This is a genomic window from Catenuloplanes atrovinosus (assembly GCF_031458235.1).
GTDB lineage: Bacteria > Actinomycetota > Actinomycetes > Mycobacteriales > Micromonosporaceae > Catenuloplanes > Catenuloplanes atrovinosus.
The window spans coordinates 6,476,555-6,494,814 of sequence record NZ_JAVDYB010000001.1 but is presented as its reverse complement, the minus strand read 5'-3'; the positions used below and the strand labels follow the sequence as shown (position 1 = coordinate 6,494,814).

The following is an 18,260-nucleotide window of genomic DNA, read 5'->3' as shown; positions in this document are numbered from 1 at the left end:
GCAACCCTTTCAGGACGCGGAGACCATGACGACCGGGATCGCGGGATCGCCGGCCGAGAGCTTGAGACCCTCCCACGGGATGGAGATCAGGCACTGTCGCAGGTGCTCGCGCGCCTCGTCCAGGCCCGGCGTGTCCAGGAACTCGCCGTTCGCCACGTAGGAGTGCTGCAACAACCGGTCGTTGGGCTGGTGGTCGGGCACGCCCTGGGAGACGACGACCTCCTCGATCGCGGTGCCGGTGGGCTTGTGCCGGCGCACCGCGGTCTTGCGACCGCCGACCGTGCGCTTGTTCTCCGAGCGCTTGACGACCGGGCGGCCCTCCACCTCGACCAGCTTGTAGACCAGCCCGGCGGTGGGCGCGCCGGACCCGGTGACCACGCTGGTGCCGGCGCCGTAGATGTCGACCGGCTCGGCCGCGAGCGCGGCGATCGCGTACTCGTCCAGGTCGCCGGAGACCACGATCTTGGTTTCGGTGGCGCCGAGCGAGTCGAGCAGCTCGCGGGACTGCTGGGCGAGCACGGACAGGTCGCCGGAGTCGATCCGGACCGCGCGCAGCTCGGTGCCGGCGGCCTGGATGGCGTTGCGGATGCCCTGACTGATGTCGTACGTGTCGACCAGCAGCGTGGTGCCGGTGCCGAGCGCCTTGACCTGCGACGCGAACGCGGCCGGCTCGTCGTCGTGCAGCAGCGTGAACGCGTGCGCGGACGTGCCCGCGGTCGGCACGCCGTAGCGCAGCCCGGCCGCCAGGTTCGAGGTGGCGGTGAAGCCGGCCAGGTACGCCGCGCGCGCCGCCGCGGTGGCCGCCTCCTCGTGCGTGCGCCGCGAGCCCATCTCGATCACGCTCCGGCCGCGCGCGGCGGTGACCATGCGGGCCGCCGCGGCCGCGATCGCGCAGTCGTGGTTGAGCACCGAGAGGATCAGCGTCTCCAGCACCACGCACTCGGCGAACGTGCCGCTCACCGTCAGGATCGGCGAGCCGGGGAAGAACAGCTCACCCTCCGCGTACCCGTCGATGTCGCCGGTGAACCGGTAGGCCGACAGCCACTCCGCGGTCTCGTCGTCGACCACGCGCGTGCGGCGCAGGAACGCGATCTCCTCGGCGTCGAACCGGAAGTCGCGGATCAGCTTGATCAGGCGGGTGGTGCCGGCCACCACGCCGTAGCGCCGGCCGGACGGTAACCGCCTCGCGAAGACCTCGAACACGCACGGGCGATGGGCGGTGCCGTCGCGGAGCGCCGCGCTGATCATCGTCAGCTCGTAGTGATCGGTCAGCAGCGAGGTGGTAGCAGTCACGAGATCAGCGTATGCGATGAACCGAGGGTTAGCGCTGTGAGGAGTCTAACTCAATCTGAGATCGATTGGAGTGCGGCCGGCAGCTCGGTACGGCCGCTGATGCCCAACTTCACGTACACCCGCTGCAGATGGTTCTCCACCGTGCGGGCGGAGAGGAACAACTGCTCCGCGATCTCCTTGCTCGGCGTGCCCATCGCGGCCAGCTCCGCGACCTGCCGTTCCCGCTCGGTCAGCCGGACCCGGTCGACGCGCAGCGCGGGCGTGTCGATCAGCTGGCAGCGCTGCTTCAGCTCGGCCAGCCGCGCGCCGATCAGCTGGGTCTGCGGCGAGCGCTGGTCGCGCAGCAGTCGCACCGCGGTAGCGGTCGCCTCCGCCGCGAACAGCAGGAAGTCCTGCCGGGCGAACTGGTCGGCCACCCAGAGCAGTTCCGCCTCCGACCCACCGGCCGCGGCCCGGGCGTGCCGGGAGATCAGCGACGGCATCGGGCCGTCGACCTGCCGGGCCAGCTCCGCCAGCCGCTCGGTGACCGTGGTCAGCCCGCCCTCCGGCAGCGACAGCGGCAGCGCCGGGAAGCCGAGCCGGACCAGATCGTGCAGCGCGTACAACTCGTGCCCGGCCATCCGGTCCCGGCGCAGCCGCTCGGCCAGCTGCCGCAGCGTCTCCACGGCGCCGGCCAGGTCGCCCGCGGCCGCGCGCGTCCAGGCGCGCGCCTGCTCACGCCAGGGATACAGCACGAGCAGGTTGGTGCCGTGGGTACGGTCGGAGTCCGCCATCGCCTCGGCCGCCAGCGCCGCCTCGCCGCGCAGCGCCGCGGCCATCGCGCGCTCCGCGTGCGCGAGGCCGGCGAACACCCGGCTGGCCGCCAGCATCGCGCAGGCCTGGAGGCTGTGCCGCAGCGCGTCGCCGGTCTGCCCGCGCAGCCGGGCCGCCTGGGCGCGCAGCACCGAGACGTACCCGGAACCGAGCCGGAACTCGCCGGCGTCGGCCAGGTCCGCGAACTCGTCCGCCACGATCTCGTCGATGCTGCGCAGGTCGCCGCCGAGGATCAGCCGGGTGCCGCGGCCCAGCTCCATGGCGACCTTGATGTACGGCATCTCGGTCTGCCAGGACGCCAGGTCGGCGACCACGCGGGACGCGGCCCGGTCGCTGTCGGTCAGCTCGCCGCGCGCGGCCCGCAGGTGGGTCAGCATGCTGTAGACCAGCGCCCGGCTGATCCCGTCCGTGGCCGGGCGGTCCAGCACGGCGCGGCCGATGTTCAGCGCGTCCTCGTGCTCCAGCTGGTGGAAGCGCATCATCGACTCGAACGCGCGCAGCCGGGAGCGGTGGTTGGCGTCGCGCAGCCCGCCGACCGCCTCGGAGATCTCGGTGACCGTCTTCTCCCGGCTCAGGCCCCAGAAGCAGATCAGCGCGCGGGCCGAGTACCACCGGGTCCGCCGCTCGTCGGTGTCCGCCTCGTCCCAGACCGAGTCGATCACCTGGAGCGCGTCGTCCGGCTGGTCGGCGAACATCAGCAGCGTGGCCAGCAACTCCGCGGACGAGAAGCCGCCGCCCGCGTCCACCGCGGCCTTGGCCAGGCGCAGCGCCAACGGCACGTCGAACCGGCTGTAGGCCTGCAGGCCGGCGCCGAGCAGCAGCGCCGGATCCTTCGCGGTGCCGGAGTCGAGCCGCCACACCGCGACCCGCAGCAGGTCGTCGCGGCGGCGCGCGCCCACCCCCTCGACCGCGTCCGCGAGCAGTGCGGTGAGCCGGCGGCTGCGGCTGACCGGGCAGCGGCGGCGCACCACCTCGCCGTACAGCGGATGGGCCAGCCGGACGTTGTGCCGCCGGTCGTCCGTGGTGACCCGGATCAGGCCGCGCTCCTCCGCGATCTCCACCTCGGCGGGCCGCACTATCGTGGTCAGCAGGTCCAGACCGAGCGGCTCGCCGAGCGCGACCAGTTCCACCGCGGTGCGCACGTCCGGGCTGAGGCGCCCGATCCGGGTGTCGATCAGGTCGGTCAGGTCCGGCGCCAGCTCCAGCCGTCCGGTCCACCGCCACACGCCGAAGTGCTCGGTCATCTCGTCGCCGGCCTGCGCCGCGATCACCAGCTCGCGCAGGAACAGCGCGTTGCCCAGCGACATCCGCCAGAGCCGCTCCGCGGACGCGGACTCGATCTCGCCGCCGAGGATCTCGCCCAGCATGTGCGTGGTGTCCGCGATGGTCAGCGGCGACAGCTCCGCGTGGTCCACCAGGTCGTCCGTCCACAGTGCGCGGATCGGCAGCGGCACCGGCTCGCCGCTGCGCAGCGTGCCCAGCACGGTGGCGTGGCCGGAGCGGACGATCAGGTAGACCAGCGCGGCGGACGTGGGGTCGAGCAGGTGCGCGTCGTCGATCGCCAGCACGATCCGGCGGCCGGCCGCGCGCTCCACCAGGGAATCCATCGCCCAGCGGAGCAGTCCGGCGGGGGAGAGGCCGACCGGCTGGTCGGGGGGGAGCACCTGGGTCAGGCCGCCGAACGGCAGGCCCGCGGTGGCGATGTTCGCGGACGCGTACCACGTGGCGTAACCGTCGCGGGGAAGGACGTCGACTCCCTCACGCAGGAGTCGACTCTTGCCAATACCGGCGACACCGCTGAAAATGAGGCCGCGTTCGCCTCCGCTGGTGGCGGCGGCGACGAGGCGCTGCAACTCCTGGGTCCGGCCGACGAAGCTCCACGGACGCACCCGAGCAGCATATCGACGGGATACGGCTCCGCACAGTTACCGTAATGGCGGAATTGAGTAATGATCCACGAGTCCATTGAGTACCGCGGGAGCTGTGGCGTAAGCGCGCCTTCACGTACCGTCTTCTCCAGCCGCGAGGCTCACCGTGCCGCGGCCTGATTCTGGCGAACATCCGTTGAGGAGCCGCACCATGCAGCAGAGCGGGCCGATCCAGGCGCCGAACACCGTGCCACCGGCGCCGAGGCAGCGGAAGGCGTCACGCCCGCGCGCCGTGCAGCCCGAGCCGGTCCCGGACGAGCCGATCGCCCTGATCATCGTCGGTGCCCGGGGCAGCGGGCGCGCCGGGGTGCTCGGCGCGCTGCTGGACGCGGCCGGCCCGCTGCTCGACCGGCCGGACGACAGCTACCTGGTCGTCACGTACGGGCACAGCCGCGACGTCTGCGCCTACGTGCCCGGCAACCGCCAGCCGCAGCCGTTCACGCCTCCGCCGCCGGGCGAGGAGTCCGGCGCCCGGCCGCCGCGCCGCATCGAGCTGACCCTGCCGAACCCGGTGCTGCGCCACTTCGCGCTGGTCGACACGCCGGACGCGGAGCGGCTCTCCGCGGCCGGCACCCGGATCCTGCTCGACGCGGCCACCCGCGGCGGCGCCGTGCTCTACGTCGTCTCCGCCGGTCACCGGCTGCTGCCGGCCGAGGCCACGCTGCTCACCGAGCTGTACCGGTCCGGCGTCGAGCTGTTCTTCGCGCTCACCCCGGCCGCGGACGGCACCTGGGGCGACGGCGCGGTCGAGACCGCGATCGGCGACGCGCGCGACGCCGTGATCGCGGCCGTGCCCGCCGCGGTGGACGCGGGCTGGCACACGGTGGACCCGGCCGTGGCGGACACCGCGTTCCTGCGCCGCGCGCTGATCGAGTGGTCCGGGCTGGAAGGGCTGGAGCGGGCCAGCTTCAACCCGCCGGTCCCGCCCGGCTCCGGCCGCACCGTGCACGTGGCGCCCGACGCGGAGCGCTCCGGCTGGACCGACCGGCTGGAGGACCTCATCCGGACGAACACGCAGGTGATCCGGCAGCGGCTGGCCATCGAGATCGCCAACATCCACCTGCGCTGCGTGCAGGAGATCGTCTTCGGTGAGGGCTGCGCCGGGCTGCCCGGCTCACTCGACCGGGAGATGCACGCGCTGTCGCTGTCCGCGGTGGCGGAGTGCGACGCCGCGGCCGAGAAGATCATCGACGACCTGCTGGAGCTGGTGCTGGACGAGCCGGCCACGGAGGCGGCGCGCCGCCGGGTGATCGCGGCGGTCCGGGACGGGTTCGCCGACGATCGGTCCGCCCGCGACCTGGAGCGCGTGCTCCTGGTCACGAACACCGGTGGCGTGGCGGCGGTGGCCGGCGAGGGTGCGGTGGCGGCGCTGGCGGCGTACCAGACGCCCGGGCTGCCGCGCCCGCTGCCGGCGCTCGGCATCGGGCTGTCCGGCGCCTGCTACACGTACTGGCGGCATCCGGCGAACCGGGACAACAACCGCGCCCGCTCGTGGCTCCAACTGGCCATCCGCGGCGTCGAGCTGGAGCTGCTCCGGGAGATCAGCCGCCGGTTCGAGGCGGTGCAGCGCTCGCTCGGCGCGGTGCTCACGGACGCCGTCGACCACGGCATTCTGCTGAGTTGAGCGACTCGTCGTTCGGTCGGTTCCTCACCACAGCGGACTCGGTGGCACGATGGGGACATGGCGGCGCCGCAGATCGCACCGGTTGAGACGCCAGACATCGAAGAGCTCCCGGTCGAGGACCGTCCGTGGGTGACGATCGTCTGGGATGATCCGGTCAATCTCATGACGTATGTGACCTGGGTTTTCCAGAAGCTGTTCGGATACAGCCGGGAGAAGGCCGAGGAGCTGATGCTGGCGGTCCACCACAAGGGCCGGGCGGTGGTCTCGACCGGCGCCCGGGAGCGCATGGAGCACGACGCCTCCCAGCTGCATGCCTATGGTTTGTGGGCGACGGTGGACCGCCAGTGACGGGAGGACGGTGAGCATGTTCCGGCGCCAGGGCACGCAGTGCGTGGCCGTCTTCGCCCAGGAGGAAGCGCGCGTGCTGCGCAAGGTCGCGAGCGAGGTCGTGGGCCTGCTCACGGACGGCTTCGACCATGACGACCCGGTGGTCGACCGGCTCTTCCCGGCGATCTACCCGGACCAGCCCGCGGAGAGCGAGGAGGTCCGGCGGTACACCGAGGGCGACCTGAAGACCGCGAAGATCGACCAGGCCGGCGCGATCCTCGCCGGGCTGCCGTCCGACGGCGGCGGCGAGGTCTCGCTGGACGCGGAGGAGGCCGAGGCCTGGCTGCGCGCGATCAACGACGCGCGGTTGGCGATGGGCGTCCGGCTGGAGATCAAGCCGGAGACCGATCTGGCCGACGAGATCGACGACGCGGTGCTGCACGACCCCACGTCCACCCGCCTGTTCCAGCTCTCGGTCTACCAGTACCTGGGGTACCTGCAGGAGTCACTGCTGCACGCGCTGATCGACGGGTGACCGGGTGGTGACGGCCGCCACGGGGACGGCCGGGCGGCGGCGGGCCGGGGTAAAGTGGCCGACGTGCTGACCATTGACCGGGCGATCCTCGACGCGATCGTCGCCCACGCCCGCCGGGACCACCCGGACGAGGCGTGCGGCGTGGTCGCCGGCCCGATCGGCAGCGACCGGCCGGTGCGGCACATCCCGATGGACAACGCGGCCCGGTCGATGACGTTCTACGAGTTCGACTCGATGGAGCAGTTGCGGGTCTGGCGCGAGATGGACGACCGTGACGAGGAGCCGGTGGTCATCTACCACTCGCACACCGCCACGGAGGCGTTCCCGTCCCGCACCGACATCTCCTTCGCCGGCGAGCCCGGCGCGCACTACCTGCTGGTCTCCACGCGCGAGCCGGACTCCGAGGAGATCCGCTCGTTCCGCATCGTGGACGGTGAGGTCACCGAGGAGCCGGTCGAGGTGCGGGATGGCACCATTGAGTCCATGGAGCTGATGCCCCATGGTGCCTGAAACGTTTGGTCTGGACCCGCACGCGGTCCAGTCGTACATGTTTGGTCAGAGTCCGACGACGGTCGACTACGAGTGTCAGCGCTGATCACTCGCGCTTCCCAGCACTAGTCGTTCCCCACAAATCGTCGTCTGTCGATTCTTTCTCCAGGAGTACGCCACCATGGCCATCGAAGTTCGCATCCCCACCATCCTGCGCAGCTACACCGGCGGTGCCAAGGTCGTCGAGGGCTCCGGCGACACGCTCGCCGACCTGCTCACCGACCTGGACTCGCGCCACTCCGGCATCCGTGGCCGCCTGGTCACGCCGGAGGGCACGCTGCACCGGTTCGTGAACATCTACGTCAACGACGAGGACGTGCGTTTCCTCGGCGGCCTCGACGCCAAGCTCTCCGACGGCGCGTCCGTGACCGTGCTCCCGGCCGTGGCCGGTGGCGCGTTCGGGTTCGCCGCCGCGGCCGCGCTGCTCGGCCACAACGGCCGCTGACGACGCCATGGCGCGGTACGACAGCCTGCTGGACCTCGGCGGTGACACGCCGCTGATCGGACTGCCTCGCCTGTCACCGGTGGTGCCCGAGGGGGCGCCACCGGTCCGCCTGTGGGCGAAGCTGGAGGATCGCAACCCCACCGGCAGCGTGAAGGACCGCGCCGCCCTCTTCATGATCCGGGCGGCCGAGGAGGCCGGCCGGATCCGGCCGGGCGACACGATCCTGGAGCCGACCAGCGGCAACACCGGCATCTCGCTGGCCATGGTGGCGAAGCTGCGCGGCTACCGGCTGGTCTGCGTGATGCCGGAGAACGTGTCGGCCGAGCGCACCCAGCTGCTCCGGATGTACGGCGCCGAGATCATCTTCTCGCCCGCGGCCGGCGGCTCCAATCAGGCCGTCGCCACCGCGAAGCAGATCGCGGCGGAGCATCCGGACTGGGTGATGCTCTTCCAGTACGGCAACGAGGCGAACGCGCGCGCCCACTACGAGACCACCGGGCCCGAGCTGCTGCGCGACCTGCCGACGATCACGCACTTCGTGGCCGGGCTCGGCACCACCGGCACGCTCATGGGCACCGGCCGCTACCTGCGTGAGAAGGTCGAGGGCATCGAGATCGTGGCGGCCGAGCCGCGCTACGGCGAGCTGGTCTACGGCCTGCGCAACCTCGACGAGGGGTACGTGCCGGAGCTCTACGACGCCACGGTGCTGACCCGCCGGTTCTCCGTCGGCACCCGCGATTCGGTGCTGCGCACCCGGCAACTGGTCGAGGTGGAGGGCCTGTTCGCGGGCTTCTCCACCGGTGCCGTGCTGCACGCGGCGCTCAATGTGGCGCACGAGGCGGTGAAGGCGGGCAAGCGGGCGGACGTCGCGTTCCTGGTCGCCGACGGCGGCTGGAAGTACCTCTCCACCGGCGCCTACGGCGGCACGCTCGCCGAGGCGGAGGAGAAGCTCGAAGGCCAGCTCTGGGCCTGACGGCCCGTTGATGGCGACCCACGACGGCGCTGACAGGGAGCCCGACCGCCCACCCCCGACCGGGGTGGACGCTTCGTCCCCTGCGGCCGACCGGTGCCGCGGAGCGTGCGGACCGCGACCACGCCGGAAGCGGGAAGATCGGGCTGGTGATCGGCGGTCCGCACGCGGGCGGCGGTCAGGCCGTGAGCACCGTCGTGATCGCGGCCGCGATCAGCGCGGCCGTGGCCAGCGCCAGCATGGCCCACGGCAGCCGGCGGCGGTGGATCGAGGTGAAGGCGCCGACCGTGAGTGCGATCCCGGTCACACCCGCGCCCAGGAGTGCGGAGTCCAGCCAGTGCGGCGCGGTGCCGGCGAACATCGCGGCGACACTGCGGACCGCGACGGTCAGGCCGAGCAGCGCGAGCGCGCCGGACCACGCGCACATGGCCAGCAGCCGCCGGGTGGTCGGCGCGGGATCGGTCTCGGCGGGCATGCGAAACGCCGGCCCGGTGACCGGGGCACGTCGCTGATCAGGCAGATCGGTGGTCTCCGTGAACATCGGGAGCCATCCGGTGGTCGGGGCGTCGGGCACGTCGTTCTCCGTTCTCGGAATGGAGCTGTTGCCGCGCCGGGGGGAGACTCCTTACCCTGTGCAACGCCGCATGCGCACGCCGCGTAACGATTCCGGGGCGTGAGAACGATCGGAACGCTTATCGCAATCCGTTGTCACCTTCGTGACAAGTTCGATCAGACCTTTCTGCGCCGCACTGGTCACGGCGTAGGCTGCGCAGCGTGGTGGATTCTCGGCGGACGATCTCCGGCGGGAGTCCGAGCGGGTGTTCGTCGACAGCGCAGCGTGACAACGGGGTAGCAGAATGCGATTGACCGTGCTTGGCTGTGCCGGCAGTTTTCCCGGACCCGAGTCGGCCTGTTCCGCGTACCTGCTCTCGGTCGACGGTTTCAACCTTCTGATCGACTTCGGCTCCGGCTCGATGAGCGCGCTGCAGCGCTACGCCGGCCTGCACTCGGTGAACGCCATCCTGATCAGCCACCTGCACTGCGACCACGTGCTGGACGCCTGCACCTACGTGGTGGCCCGGCGGTACGCGCCGGACGGCCCGCTGCCGCCGCTGCCGGTCTACGCGCCGGACGGTGCCCCGGACCGGATCGCGGCGGCGTACAGCCTGGACGAGGGCCCGGTCGACGACGTCTACACGTTCTACAGTCTCCAGCCCGGCACGTTCCCGATCGGCCCGTTCTCCGTCACCGTGGACCGTGTCAATCACCCGATAGAGACCTACGGCGTGCGGGTCGAGCACGAGGGTCGCGTGCTGGCATACTCGTCGGACACCGCGGTCTGCGACTCGCTGCTGCGGCTGGCCCAGGGCGCGGACGTGTTCCTCTGCGAGGCGAGTTACCTCGACGGCGTGGACAACCCGCCTGACCTGCACCTGACCGGCCGCGAGGCGGGCGAGATCGCGGACAAGGCGGCGGTCGGCCGGCTGCTGCTGACGCATCTCGTGGCGGCGTGGGGCAGCGAGGCGCTGACCCAGGACGCGGCGCAGGCCGCCTTCGACGGTCCGGTGGAGATCGTCCGTCCGGGGGCGCGGTATGACATCTGACATCATCCATTGACCATGGTGGCGTTTTTTGTGCCAGAGTTCGCCGTATGGACAACCGCCTTTTATCTGCCGCACCGGCCGTAGCCGCACGGTGAGCCCATGCGTGTAGCGATCATTACGGAGTCGTTCCTGCCGGACGTCAACGGCGTCGCGCACTCCGTCGTGCGCGTCGCGGAGCACCTCGTCAGCAAGGGGCACGAGCCGCTGGTCATCGCGCCGAATCCGGCGATGATGACCCGCCGTGCGCTGCCGGTCACCGACTACCCGGTGGTGCGGGTGGCGAGCTTCCCGATGCTCGGGTACAAGGACTTCCGCCTCGGCCTGCCGGTGCCCAAGATCGCCGAGGCGCTCGACGGGCACCAGCCCGACGTCGTCCATCTGGCCAGCCCGTTCTTCCTGGGCGGGCGCGGCTCCGTGCTGGCCGCTCAGCGCGGCCTGCCGACCGTGGCGGTCTACCAGACCGACGTGGCCGCCTACGCGCGTCTGTACAAGCTCGGCTGGGGCGAGGCCACGGCGTGGAAGTGGATCCGCACGATCCACAACGCCGCCGACCGTACGCTGGCGCCCTCCACCGCGGCGGCCGAGGCGCTCATCGCGCACGGCGTGTCCCGGGTCTGGCTGTGGCGCCGCGGCGTGGACGTGGAGCGGTTCCGCCCCGACCACCGGTCCGAGGCGGTGCGCCGCTCGCTCGCGCCGAACGGTGAGCTGATCGTCGGCTACGTCGGCCGCCTGGCCGTGGAGAAGCGCGTCGACCTGCTGGCCCGGACCAGCCGCCTGCCCGGCGTGAAGGTCGTCATCGTCGGCGACGGCCCGGCGCGCAAGGACCTGGAGAAGGCGGTGCCGGACGCGCTGTTCCTCGGCGCGCTGCACGGCGACGAGCTGGCCCGGACGTACGCCAGCATGGACATCTTCGCCCACACCGGGCCGTACGAGACGTTCGGCCAGACCGTGCAGGAGGCCATGGCCTCCGGACTGCCGGTCGTCGCGCCCGCGGTCGGTGGCCCGGTCGACCTGGTCAAGCCGGACACGACCGGCGTGCTGGTGCCGCCGGAGGACGCCGGCGCGCTCGCCGACGCGGTCGCCGACCTGGTCGCGGACGACGAGCGGCGGATCGAGTTCGGGCGTGCCGCACGGGCCGCCGTGGCCCGGCGAAGCTGGGCGGCCGTTGGCGACGAACTCATCGGGCATTACGCTGCCGTGGTCGCCGGTCCCGGTGTGCCGGCGTCCGTGCAGATGGCGGCCTGACGGCCGTGTCGATCCTGCACGTCCGCCCCGACCAGGAGGTTCCCCCGGTGCCGATCCCCGGCCAGCGTGCGTCGTCGGAGCCCATGACGCCGCAGAGCGGCCTGCGCATCGTCCGGCTGGCGAACTTCGTCATGTCCCGTTCCGGCGGCCTGCGCACCGCCCTGCGCAATCTGGGTGAGGGCTACCAGGACGCCGGGCACGAGTCGATCCTGGTCGTCCCCGGTAAGAAGGCCGGCGACGAGATGACCTCCTACGGGCGGGTCATCACGCTGCCCGGCACCATGGTCCCGCGGACCGGCGGCTACCGGCTGATGCTCGGCCGCCGCCGGCTCTCCCGCGTGCTGGAGGATCTGCGGCCGGACCGGCTGGAGGTCTCCGACCGCAGCACGCTGCGCTGGACCGGCGAGTGGGCGAAGGCGCACGGCGTGCCGTCGATGATGGTGTCGCACGAGAGCCTGGCCGGCCTGCTGACCGTGTGGGGCGTGCCGGCCGGCGTCGGCGGGAGCGCGGCAGACGTGCTGAACGCGCGCACCGCCCGCCAGTTCGACACGATCCTGTGCACCACCGCCTGGGCCGCCGCCGAGTTCAAGCGGATCAACACGCCGAACCTGGTGGAGGTCCCGCTCGGCGTGGACCTGGACGCGTTCACGCCGAAGCACCACGACCCGGCCATCCGCGCCCGGTTCGCCCGCGAGGACGAGGCGCTGCTGGTGCACTGCAGCCGCCTCTCCCCGGAGAAGCGGCCGGAACTGGCCATCGACGCGCTGGCCGCGCTGCTGGCGTCCGGCGTCAAGGCCTCGCTGGTGGTGGTGGGCGACGGCCCGCGCCGTGCCGCGCTGGCGTACAAGGCGGCCCGCCTGCCGGTCCGGTTCGCCGGGTTCATCAACGACCGCACCACCGTCGCCGGGCTGCTGGCCAGCGCGGACGTGGCGATCGCGCCCGGCCCGGTGGAGACGTTCGGCCTGGCCGCGCTGGAGGCGCTGGCCTGCGGCACGCCCGTGGTGGTCAACGCGGCCAGCGCGCTGCCCGAGGTGGTCGGCGACGCCGGCATGGCCGTGCCGGGCACCGGCGAGGCGTTCGCCGAGGGCGTGAAGACGCTGCTGGAGCGCCCGGAGGAGGAGCGCCGGACCGCCGCGCGGGCGCGCGCCGAGCAGTTCGGCTGGCCCGCGGCGATCGAGGGCTTCCTGAAGGCGCACGGCGCGACGTCCACCCCGCGGGCGAGCGCGACGCCGGGCGCGTGACGGCCGGGGTGGGACACGCGGTCGCCACCCGCGAGCGGAGCGCGAAGCTCAGCGCATAGGCTTTCCGCCATGGCGCGTCCCGATGGCAGAACGACCGAGCAACTCCGACCGGTGACCCTGGCCCGTCACTGGAGCGCGAATCCGGAAGGGTCGGTGCTGGTCGAGTTCGGCGCCACCCGGGTGCTCTGCACCGCCAGCGTCACCGAGGGGGTGCCGCGCTGGCGGAAGGGTTCCGGCCTCGGCTGGGTGACCGCGGAGTACGCGATGCTGCCGCGCGCCACCAACTCCCGCTCCGACCGGGAGAGCGTGAAGGGGCGCATCGGCGGCCGCACCCACGAGATCTCCCGCCTGATCGGGCGCAGCCTCCGCGCGTGCGTCGACCTCAAGGCGCTGGGGGAGAACTCGATCGTGCTCGACTGCGACGTGCTGAACGCGGACGGCGGCACCCGCACCGCCGCCATCACCGGTGCCTACGTGGCGCTGCACGACGCGGTCACCTGGATGTCCGAGCGGAAGATGCTCGGCGGCCGTACCGTGGAGCGGGTCGTGAACCGGTCGGTGTCCGCGGTCAGCGTCGGCCTGATCGGTGGTGAGCCCCGGCTCGATCTGTGCTACACCGAGGACGTGGCGGCCGATGTGGACATGAACATCGTCTGCACCGGCGAGGGCGACTTCGTCGAGGTCCAGGGCACCGGCGAGGCGACCGTCTTCGGGCGCGCCCAGCTCGACGCCCTGCTCGACCTCGGCGTGGCCGGCTGCGCCGACCTGGCGGAGGCTCAGCGGAAGGCGCTCTCGGCATGACGACGAAACTGCTCCTGGCCACGCGGAACGCGAAGAAGCTCACCGAGCTGCAGCAGATCCTGGACGCGGCGCTCGGCGCCAGCCGCATCCAGCTGGTCGGCCTGGACGCGGTGGCGGAGTACCTCGAGGTGCCGGAGACCGGGCTCACGTTCGGCGAGAACGCGCTGATCAAGGCGCGCGAGGGCGTCCGGCACACCGGGCTGCCCACGGTCGCGGACGACTCCGGCCTGGCCGTGGATGCGCTCTCCGGCATGCCGGGCGTGTTCAGCGCGCGCTGGTCCGGCCGGCACGGCGACGACCGGGCCAACCTCGACCTGGTGCTCGCCCAGACCGCGGACGTGCCGGAGCAGCACCGCGGCGCCGCGTTCGTCTGCGCGGCCGCGCTGGTGCTGCCGGGCGGCAAGGAGCACCTGGTGGACGGGCGGATGACCGGGCGGCTGCTGCGCGCGCCGCGCGGCGAGGGCGGATTCGGCTACGACCCGATCTTCATCGCCGAGGGGCAGCAGCGGACCAACGCGGAGCTGACCCCGGAGGAGAAGAACGCGATCAGCCACCGCGGCAAGGCGTTCCGGGCACTCGCCAAAGTTATCGCCAAGGAACTGGCCTAATCCGTAACCCATTCAGGGCATGATGAGTGTCGTGTACGACTTCGACGTGCTGGTGCTGGGATCGGGCCCGAGCGGGCAGAAGGCCGCGATCGCCGCGGCGAAGCTGGATCGACGGGTCGCCATCGTCGAGCGGCGCAACATGATCGGTGGCGTGTGCATCAACACGGGCACCATTCCGTCCAAGACGCTGCGTGAGGCCGTGGTCTACCTGACCGGCCTCAACCAGCGGGAGATGTACGGTCGCGACTACCGGGTCAAGGACGACATCACGGTCGGCGACCTGAGCGCGCGCACGTCGCACGTGATCGGCCGCGAGATCGAGGTGATCCGCAGCCAGCTGCAGCGCAACCGCGTCCGGCTGCTCACCGGCACCGGCCGGTTCTTCGACGAGCACACGGTCTCCGTCAACGACGACGGCGGCCGCGAGACCAAGGTGACCGCCGAGAAGATCATCCTGGCCGTGGGCACCAGGCCGGCCCGCCCGTCCACGGTCGACTTCGACGACCGGACGATCATAGATTCGGACGGGATCATCAACCTCGAGCACGTGCCGAACTCGATGATCGTGGTCGGCGCCGGCGTGATCGGCATCGAGTACGCGTCGATGTTCGCCGCGCTCGGCACCAAGGTCACCGTGGTCGAGCGCCGCGACCGGATGCTCGAGTTCTGCGACCTGGAGATCATCGAAAGCCTGAAGTACCACCTGCGCGACCTGGCCGTCACGTTCCGGTTCGGCGAGACCGTGGCCTCGGTCGAGCGGCATCCGCGCGGCGCGATCGCGCTGCTGGAGAGCGGCAAGCGGATCGGCGCCGACACGGTGATGTACTCGGCCGGTCGCCAGGGCCTCGGCAGCGACCTCAACCTGGAGAACGCCGGGCTGGAGGCGGACAACCGCGGCCGGATCTCGGTGAACGAGCATTACCAGACCACGGTCGACCACATCTACGCGGTCGGCGACATCATCGGCTTCCCGGCGCTCGCGTCCACCTCGATGGAGCAGGGCCGGCTCGCCGCGCACCACGCCTGCGGCGAGCCCGCGCGCGACATGCACCAGCTCCAGCCGATCGGCATCTACACGATCCCGGAGATCAGCTTCGTCGGGCGCACCGAGGACGAGCTGACCGAGGCGCGCATCCCGTTCGAGGTGGGCATCGCCCGCTACCGCGAGCTGGCCCGCGGGCAGATCATCGGCGACTCGTACGGCATGCTCAAGCTCCTGGTCTCGCCGGACGACGGCAAGCTGCTCGGCGTGCACGTCTTCGGCACCGGCGCGACCGAGCTGGTCCACATCGGCCAGACCGTGATGGGTTGCGACGGCACGGTGGACTACCTGGTGGACGCGGTCTTCAACTACCCGACGCTGGCGGAGAGCTACAAGGTCGCGGCGCTCGACGCGATGAACAAGATGCGCCACATCCACCGCATCGCCACCTGAGAAGTCACTCGGGTCTGTTCAGGGCGGTCGATCCTCATCGGCCGTCCTTCCACCGTCACGCGGTGATCTTCAAGAGATTTTCCCGCCCCCGGCGTGGTGCGGCCCGCATGCTCCCGCGGGCCAACCTCGCGGCGGCTCCGCCGCCGCTCCGCCGCCGCGTCGGAGCCGGTGCCGTGGGGGCCGGGGAGATCACGCGATCGACGCGGTCCGCGAGTCGCCGCCGCGACTCGCGGCCCCGGACGGATTGGCCCGCGCGGCACGGAGTTGCCACGATGTCCGGCATGGCGGCGGTGGAGGTGTGGGCGGCGATCACGTCGCTGGGCGGCGTGGCGATCGGTGGCGGACTGTCCTACCTGGTGCAGAGCAGCACGCAACGGGCGGCGGCGCGGATGGAGGAGCGGCGGCGGAACGTCGAGCTGGCCCAGCGGCGGCGGGACGAGCGGCTGGCGTACCTGGAGCGGTTCATCAGCGTGGCGGCCGAGGCGGAACGGTCGGCGCTGAACCGGCCGGACGACTGGGACGGCACCGACGACTGGGCGGTTCGTACCCATGAGGTGATGAACCGCTTCTGGATCGAGGAGCGCATGATCAGGATGCTGTTCCCGCTGCCGGTGCACGAGGCGGCGCGGGCGTATTTCCTGGTGCTCAACGGTTCGGTGTGGGAGGGCGATCCGGGCCGGGACAGCGTGCGCGACGCCCTGGAGGAGCCGCGCCTGCGGTTCCTCGACGCGGCGCGCGCGGCGCTCGAGTGATCGGGCCCGCGGGCCGGCGGGTCAGGCGCCGTCCGGGTCCGGGGCCGCGACCAGCATGCCCAGCTCGATGCCGCGCCGAGCCAGCGCGGTGAGCCGGGGGATCGTCCAGGCGCCGGCCGCGCCGGGCCGGCCGGCCAGGTAGGCGGCGATCTGCGGCGGGCTCCAGGAGTGTGCCTCGTGCAGCCCGCTGGAGATCATTTCGAGGTAGCGGGCGGCGGGCGCGTTCAGCGCGGCCTCGCGGGCGGACCACGGCGCGGTGAACGTGATCATCGGATGCCCGTCCAGGTCGCCCGCGTGCACCATCGTCTCGTAGCGGCCGTCGCCCAGCCTCACGTGCCCGCGCTCCAGCACCGGGCCCAGGTCGAGGTCCGTGCCGGGCGGCCGGTACATCTCCTGCGCCGCGAGGTCGGAGAACTGCGACACCGTTACCAGATAGCTGCGGGCGGCGGCGGTGCCGGGCAGGTGCCGGTCGTAGAAGGCGGCACCGCCGGTCCAGGCGGGGGACTCGCCGGCGAAGAAGATGCCGCCGGGCAGCGTGGAGCCGACCGTGCGGCGTGGCGGTGACGGGTCGCGGCACCCGGGGTAGGTCCGGCGCCCGCCCGGTGGCCGCCCGCCGCCGAGGTAGTAGCCGAGCCGGGTCGCGTGCATGTTCGAGCCGTACGCGGTGTACCAGATCAATGGGTGCATCGTCATGCGGCTCACCCTGCATGCCGGCGGCGCCCGGCGCAACGGCGTCTGACCGGAACGGCGAATCGCCGGCCCGGTCAGACGGATCAGGGGGTTACTTGTCGTGGGCGTCCAGGGCGGTTTCGCCGGCGTGCACGCCCGCGGCGATCTCGATCATCTGCTGCTCGGTGAGGCCGTACTCGCCGTCGAACTGGATGACGAGGTCGACGTTGGGCCGCTCCGGGATGACGACCTGCCGGGTCTCACCCCCCGCGTTCCGCAGTTTGGCGTCCTTGGCACCGACCTTGATCGCCTTGCCGTCGTCGGGGGTGTATCCGTGTTGCTGGACGTATACGCCGATCTTGCGGTCGAAGGAATTCGGGTCGTGCATCGGGTCCGTGGACGGGTTGACGCCCGGGCCCGGGCTCTGCACGGAGGTCGGGGCCAGCATCAGCCCGTACTCGCTCTGCTCCTGGATGAAGAAGCCCTCCGGCACGACGTCGATGGTGAAGTTCTGCGGCTGCTCCTCGGTGAACGCGACCAGCTTGACCCCGCCGGCCGCGGCCTCGGGCGCGGCGGAGGCCGCCGAGGCGGTGGCCGGCGGCGGCGCGGCGACCGGCGTGGAGCTGCCACCCGGCCCGCCCACGGTCAGCGCGACCGCGGTCGCGACGGCCACGACGCTGAACGCGGATCCGGTGGCGACCTGGGCGAACCGCTGGCGCCGAAGGGCCTGGCGACCGCGGATGAGGTCGGTCTCGACGGCGGCGGCGGACGGCCGCTCGATCGCGCCACCGAGACGCTCCATGCGGCTGTGCAGATCCATTATCGGATCAACTCCTCTTTCTGAGGCATGGTGGTGTGCTGGGAACGTGTGGAACGCGGTGCCGCGGATCGCTCCAGCGCGACGCGCAGCTTTTCCAGGGCCCGGGACGTCTGGCTCTTGACCGTGCCGGTCGAGCAGCCGAGCGCCTCCGCCGTCTCCGCGACGTCCAGCTCGTAGAAGAAGCGGAAGACGACCGCGGCGCGCATCCGCGGCGGGAGCTCGCCCAGAGCATGGGCCAGCTCCGGATCCGTGTCGGCCGTCACGGATTCCGCGTCGGCGCGCTCCGGCAGGCGCTCGGACGGTCGCTCGAAGCGCCACCAGGCTCGGCGGCGTTCCGTGATGAGCGCGTTGACCAGCACTCTGCGGACGTAGCCGTCCGGGTTGGCTGCCCGGCGGTACGCCGTCCAGGAGACGTAGAGCTTGGTCAGCGCCGTCTGCACGAGGTCCTCGGCGAGGTGACCGTCACCGGCGGTCAGTAGCCGGGCGGTGTGGAGCAGATGTCCGCGCCGGTCGGCCACGAAATCGTGGAACTGCTCGTCGCGCTCGGATCGTCCCGAGCCTCTGTCCTGTCTCACGTTCACCCTGACCCACTCGTACGGCA

Annotated in this window: 18 protein-coding genes and 1 pseudogene; 13 read left to right on the top strand and 6 right to left on the bottom strand. The window is 71.8% G+C overall.

Annotated features, from left to right (window positions below; translation table 11 throughout):
- Positions 1 to 9: 9 nt before the first annotated feature.
- Both J2S41_RS28895 and J2S41_RS28890 read right to left on the bottom strand, forming a co-directional pair.
- Positions 10 to 1,293 (bottom strand): nicotinate phosphoribosyltransferase, encoded by a 1,284-nt coding sequence (locus J2S41_RS28895; protein WP_310372294.1) that lies wholly within the window; start codon positions 1,291 to 1,293, stop codon positions 10 to 12.
- Between the two features lie 50 nt (positions 1,294 to 1,343).
- Positions 1,344 to 3,995, bottom strand: a complete 2,652-nt coding sequence (locus J2S41_RS28890; protein ID WP_310372292.1) for a LuxR C-terminal-related transcriptional regulator — start codon at positions 3,993 to 3,995, stop codon at positions 1,344 to 1,346.
- A 190-nt stretch (positions 3,996 to 4,185) separates the two neighbouring features.
- On the opposite strand from J2S41_RS28890, the gene J2S41_RS28885 reads away from it, so the two are divergent.
- The 6 genes and pseudogenes from J2S41_RS28885 to J2S41_RS28860 all read left to right on the top strand — a co-directional run bounded on the left by J2S41_RS28885 (position 4,186) and on the right by J2S41_RS28860 (position 8,487).
- A complete protein-coding gene (locus J2S41_RS28885; RefSeq protein WP_310372290.1) occupies positions 4,186 to 5,658 on the top strand; it encodes a hypothetical protein in 1,473 nt (490 codons plus the stop codon).
- Positions 5,659 to 5,715: 57 nt separating this feature from the next.
- On the top strand, positions 5,716 to 6,006 hold the full coding sequence (gene clpS / locus J2S41_RS28880) for an ATP-dependent Clp protease adapter ClpS (protein WP_306838681.1): 291 nt from the start codon (positions 5,716 to 5,718) through the stop codon (positions 6,004 to 6,006).
- A gap of 16 nt (positions 6,007 to 6,022) precedes the next feature.
- Positions 6,023 to 6,520: a DUF2017 domain-containing protein gene (locus J2S41_RS28875; RefSeq protein ID WP_310372285.1), complete on the top strand. Its 498-nt coding sequence runs from the start codon at positions 6,023 to 6,025 to the stop codon at positions 6,518 to 6,520.
- A gap of 63 nt (positions 6,521 to 6,583) precedes the next feature.
- Positions 6,584 to 7,115, top strand: a pseudogene (locus tag J2S41_RS28870) (M67 family metallopeptidase).
- A gap of 75 nt (positions 7,116 to 7,190) precedes the next feature.
- Positions 7,191 to 7,514 (top strand): MoaD/ThiS family protein, encoded by a 324-nt coding sequence (locus tag J2S41_RS28865; protein WP_310372283.1) that lies wholly within the window; start codon positions 7,191 to 7,193, stop codon positions 7,512 to 7,514.
- Positions 7,515 to 7,521: 7 nt separating this feature from the next.
- On the top strand, positions 7,522 to 8,487 hold the full coding sequence (locus tag J2S41_RS28860; RefSeq protein ID WP_310372280.1) for a PLP-dependent cysteine synthase family protein: 966 nt from the start codon (positions 7,522 to 7,524) through the stop codon (positions 8,485 to 8,487).
- A gap of 175 nt (positions 8,488 to 8,662) precedes the next feature.
- Here J2S41_RS28860 and J2S41_RS28855 read toward each other — a convergent pair whose 3' ends face one another.
- Entirely contained in the window at positions 8,663 to 9,058 is a 396-nt protein-coding gene (locus J2S41_RS28855; protein ID WP_310372278.1) for a hypothetical protein, read from the bottom strand.
- Between the two features lie 283 nt (positions 9,059 to 9,341).
- Here J2S41_RS28855 and J2S41_RS28850 point away from each other — a divergent pair, with 283 nt between their 5' ends.
- The 7 genes from J2S41_RS28850 to J2S41_RS28820 all read left to right on the top strand — a co-directional run bounded on the left by J2S41_RS28850 (position 9,342) and on the right by J2S41_RS28820 (position 16,170).
- Entirely contained in the window at positions 9,342 to 10,088 is a 747-nt protein-coding gene (locus J2S41_RS28850) for an MBL fold metallo-hydrolase (protein ID WP_310372276.1), read from the top strand.
- A 99-nt stretch (positions 10,089 to 10,187) separates the two neighbouring features.
- Positions 10,188 to 11,333: a glycosyltransferase family 4 protein gene (locus tag J2S41_RS28845; protein ID WP_310372274.1), complete on the top strand. Its 1,146-nt coding sequence runs from the start codon at positions 10,188 to 10,190 to the stop codon at positions 11,331 to 11,333.
- A 5-nt stretch (positions 11,334 to 11,338) separates the two neighbouring features.
- Positions 11,339 to 12,574 carry a glycosyltransferase gene (locus J2S41_RS28840; RefSeq protein ID WP_510183740.1) on the top strand — a complete coding sequence of 412 codons (1,236 nt, stop codon included), beginning with the start codon at positions 11,339 to 11,341 and terminating at the stop codon, positions 12,572 to 12,574.
- Between the two features lie 69 nt (positions 12,575 to 12,643).
- Positions 12,644 to 13,375 (top strand): ribonuclease PH, encoded by a 732-nt coding sequence (gene rph / locus J2S41_RS28835; RefSeq protein ID WP_310372272.1) that lies wholly within the window; start codon positions 12,644 to 12,646, stop codon positions 13,373 to 13,375.
- Positions 13,372 to 13,983 carry an RdgB/HAM1 family non-canonical purine NTP pyrophosphatase gene (gene rdgB / locus J2S41_RS28830; protein WP_310372271.1) on the top strand — a complete coding sequence of 204 codons (612 nt, stop codon included), beginning with the start codon at positions 13,372 to 13,374 and terminating at the stop codon, positions 13,981 to 13,983. Before rph ends, rdgB begins: the two co-directional genes overlap by 4 nt.
- Positions 13,984 to 14,002: 19 nt before the next feature.
- Positions 14,003 to 15,418, top strand: a complete 1,416-nt coding sequence (sthA, locus tag J2S41_RS28825) for a Si-specific NAD(P)(+) transhydrogenase (RefSeq protein ID WP_310372270.1) — start codon at positions 14,003 to 14,005, stop codon at positions 15,416 to 15,418.
- Positions 15,419 to 15,699: 281 nt separating this feature from the next.
- Positions 15,700 to 16,170 carry a hypothetical protein gene (locus tag J2S41_RS28820; RefSeq protein WP_310372269.1) on the top strand — a complete coding sequence of 157 codons (471 nt, stop codon included), beginning with the start codon at positions 15,700 to 15,702 and terminating at the stop codon, positions 16,168 to 16,170.
- Between the two features lie 21 nt (positions 16,171 to 16,191).
- Here the strand turns inward: J2S41_RS28820 and J2S41_RS28815 are convergent, their stop codons facing one another.
- The 3 genes from J2S41_RS28815 to J2S41_RS28805 all read right to left on the bottom strand — a co-directional run bounded on the left by J2S41_RS28815 (position 16,192) and on the right by J2S41_RS28805 (position 18,234).
- Positions 16,192 to 16,863 (bottom strand): histone deacetylase, encoded by a 672-nt coding sequence (locus J2S41_RS28815; protein WP_310372268.1) that lies wholly within the window; start codon positions 16,861 to 16,863, stop codon positions 16,192 to 16,194.
- Between the two features lie 88 nt (positions 16,864 to 16,951).
- Complete coding sequence (locus tag J2S41_RS28810) at positions 16,952 to 17,659, bottom strand: hypothetical protein (protein WP_310372266.1); 708 nt, start codon at positions 17,657 to 17,659, stop codon at positions 16,952 to 16,954.
- On the bottom strand, positions 17,659 to 18,234 hold the full coding sequence (locus J2S41_RS28805; RefSeq protein WP_310372264.1) for a SigE family RNA polymerase sigma factor: 576 nt from the start codon (positions 18,232 to 18,234) through the stop codon (positions 17,659 to 17,661). The genes J2S41_RS28810 and J2S41_RS28805 overlap by 1 nt, the downstream gene beginning before the upstream one ends.
- Positions 18,235 to 18,260: the final 26 nt, after the last annotated feature.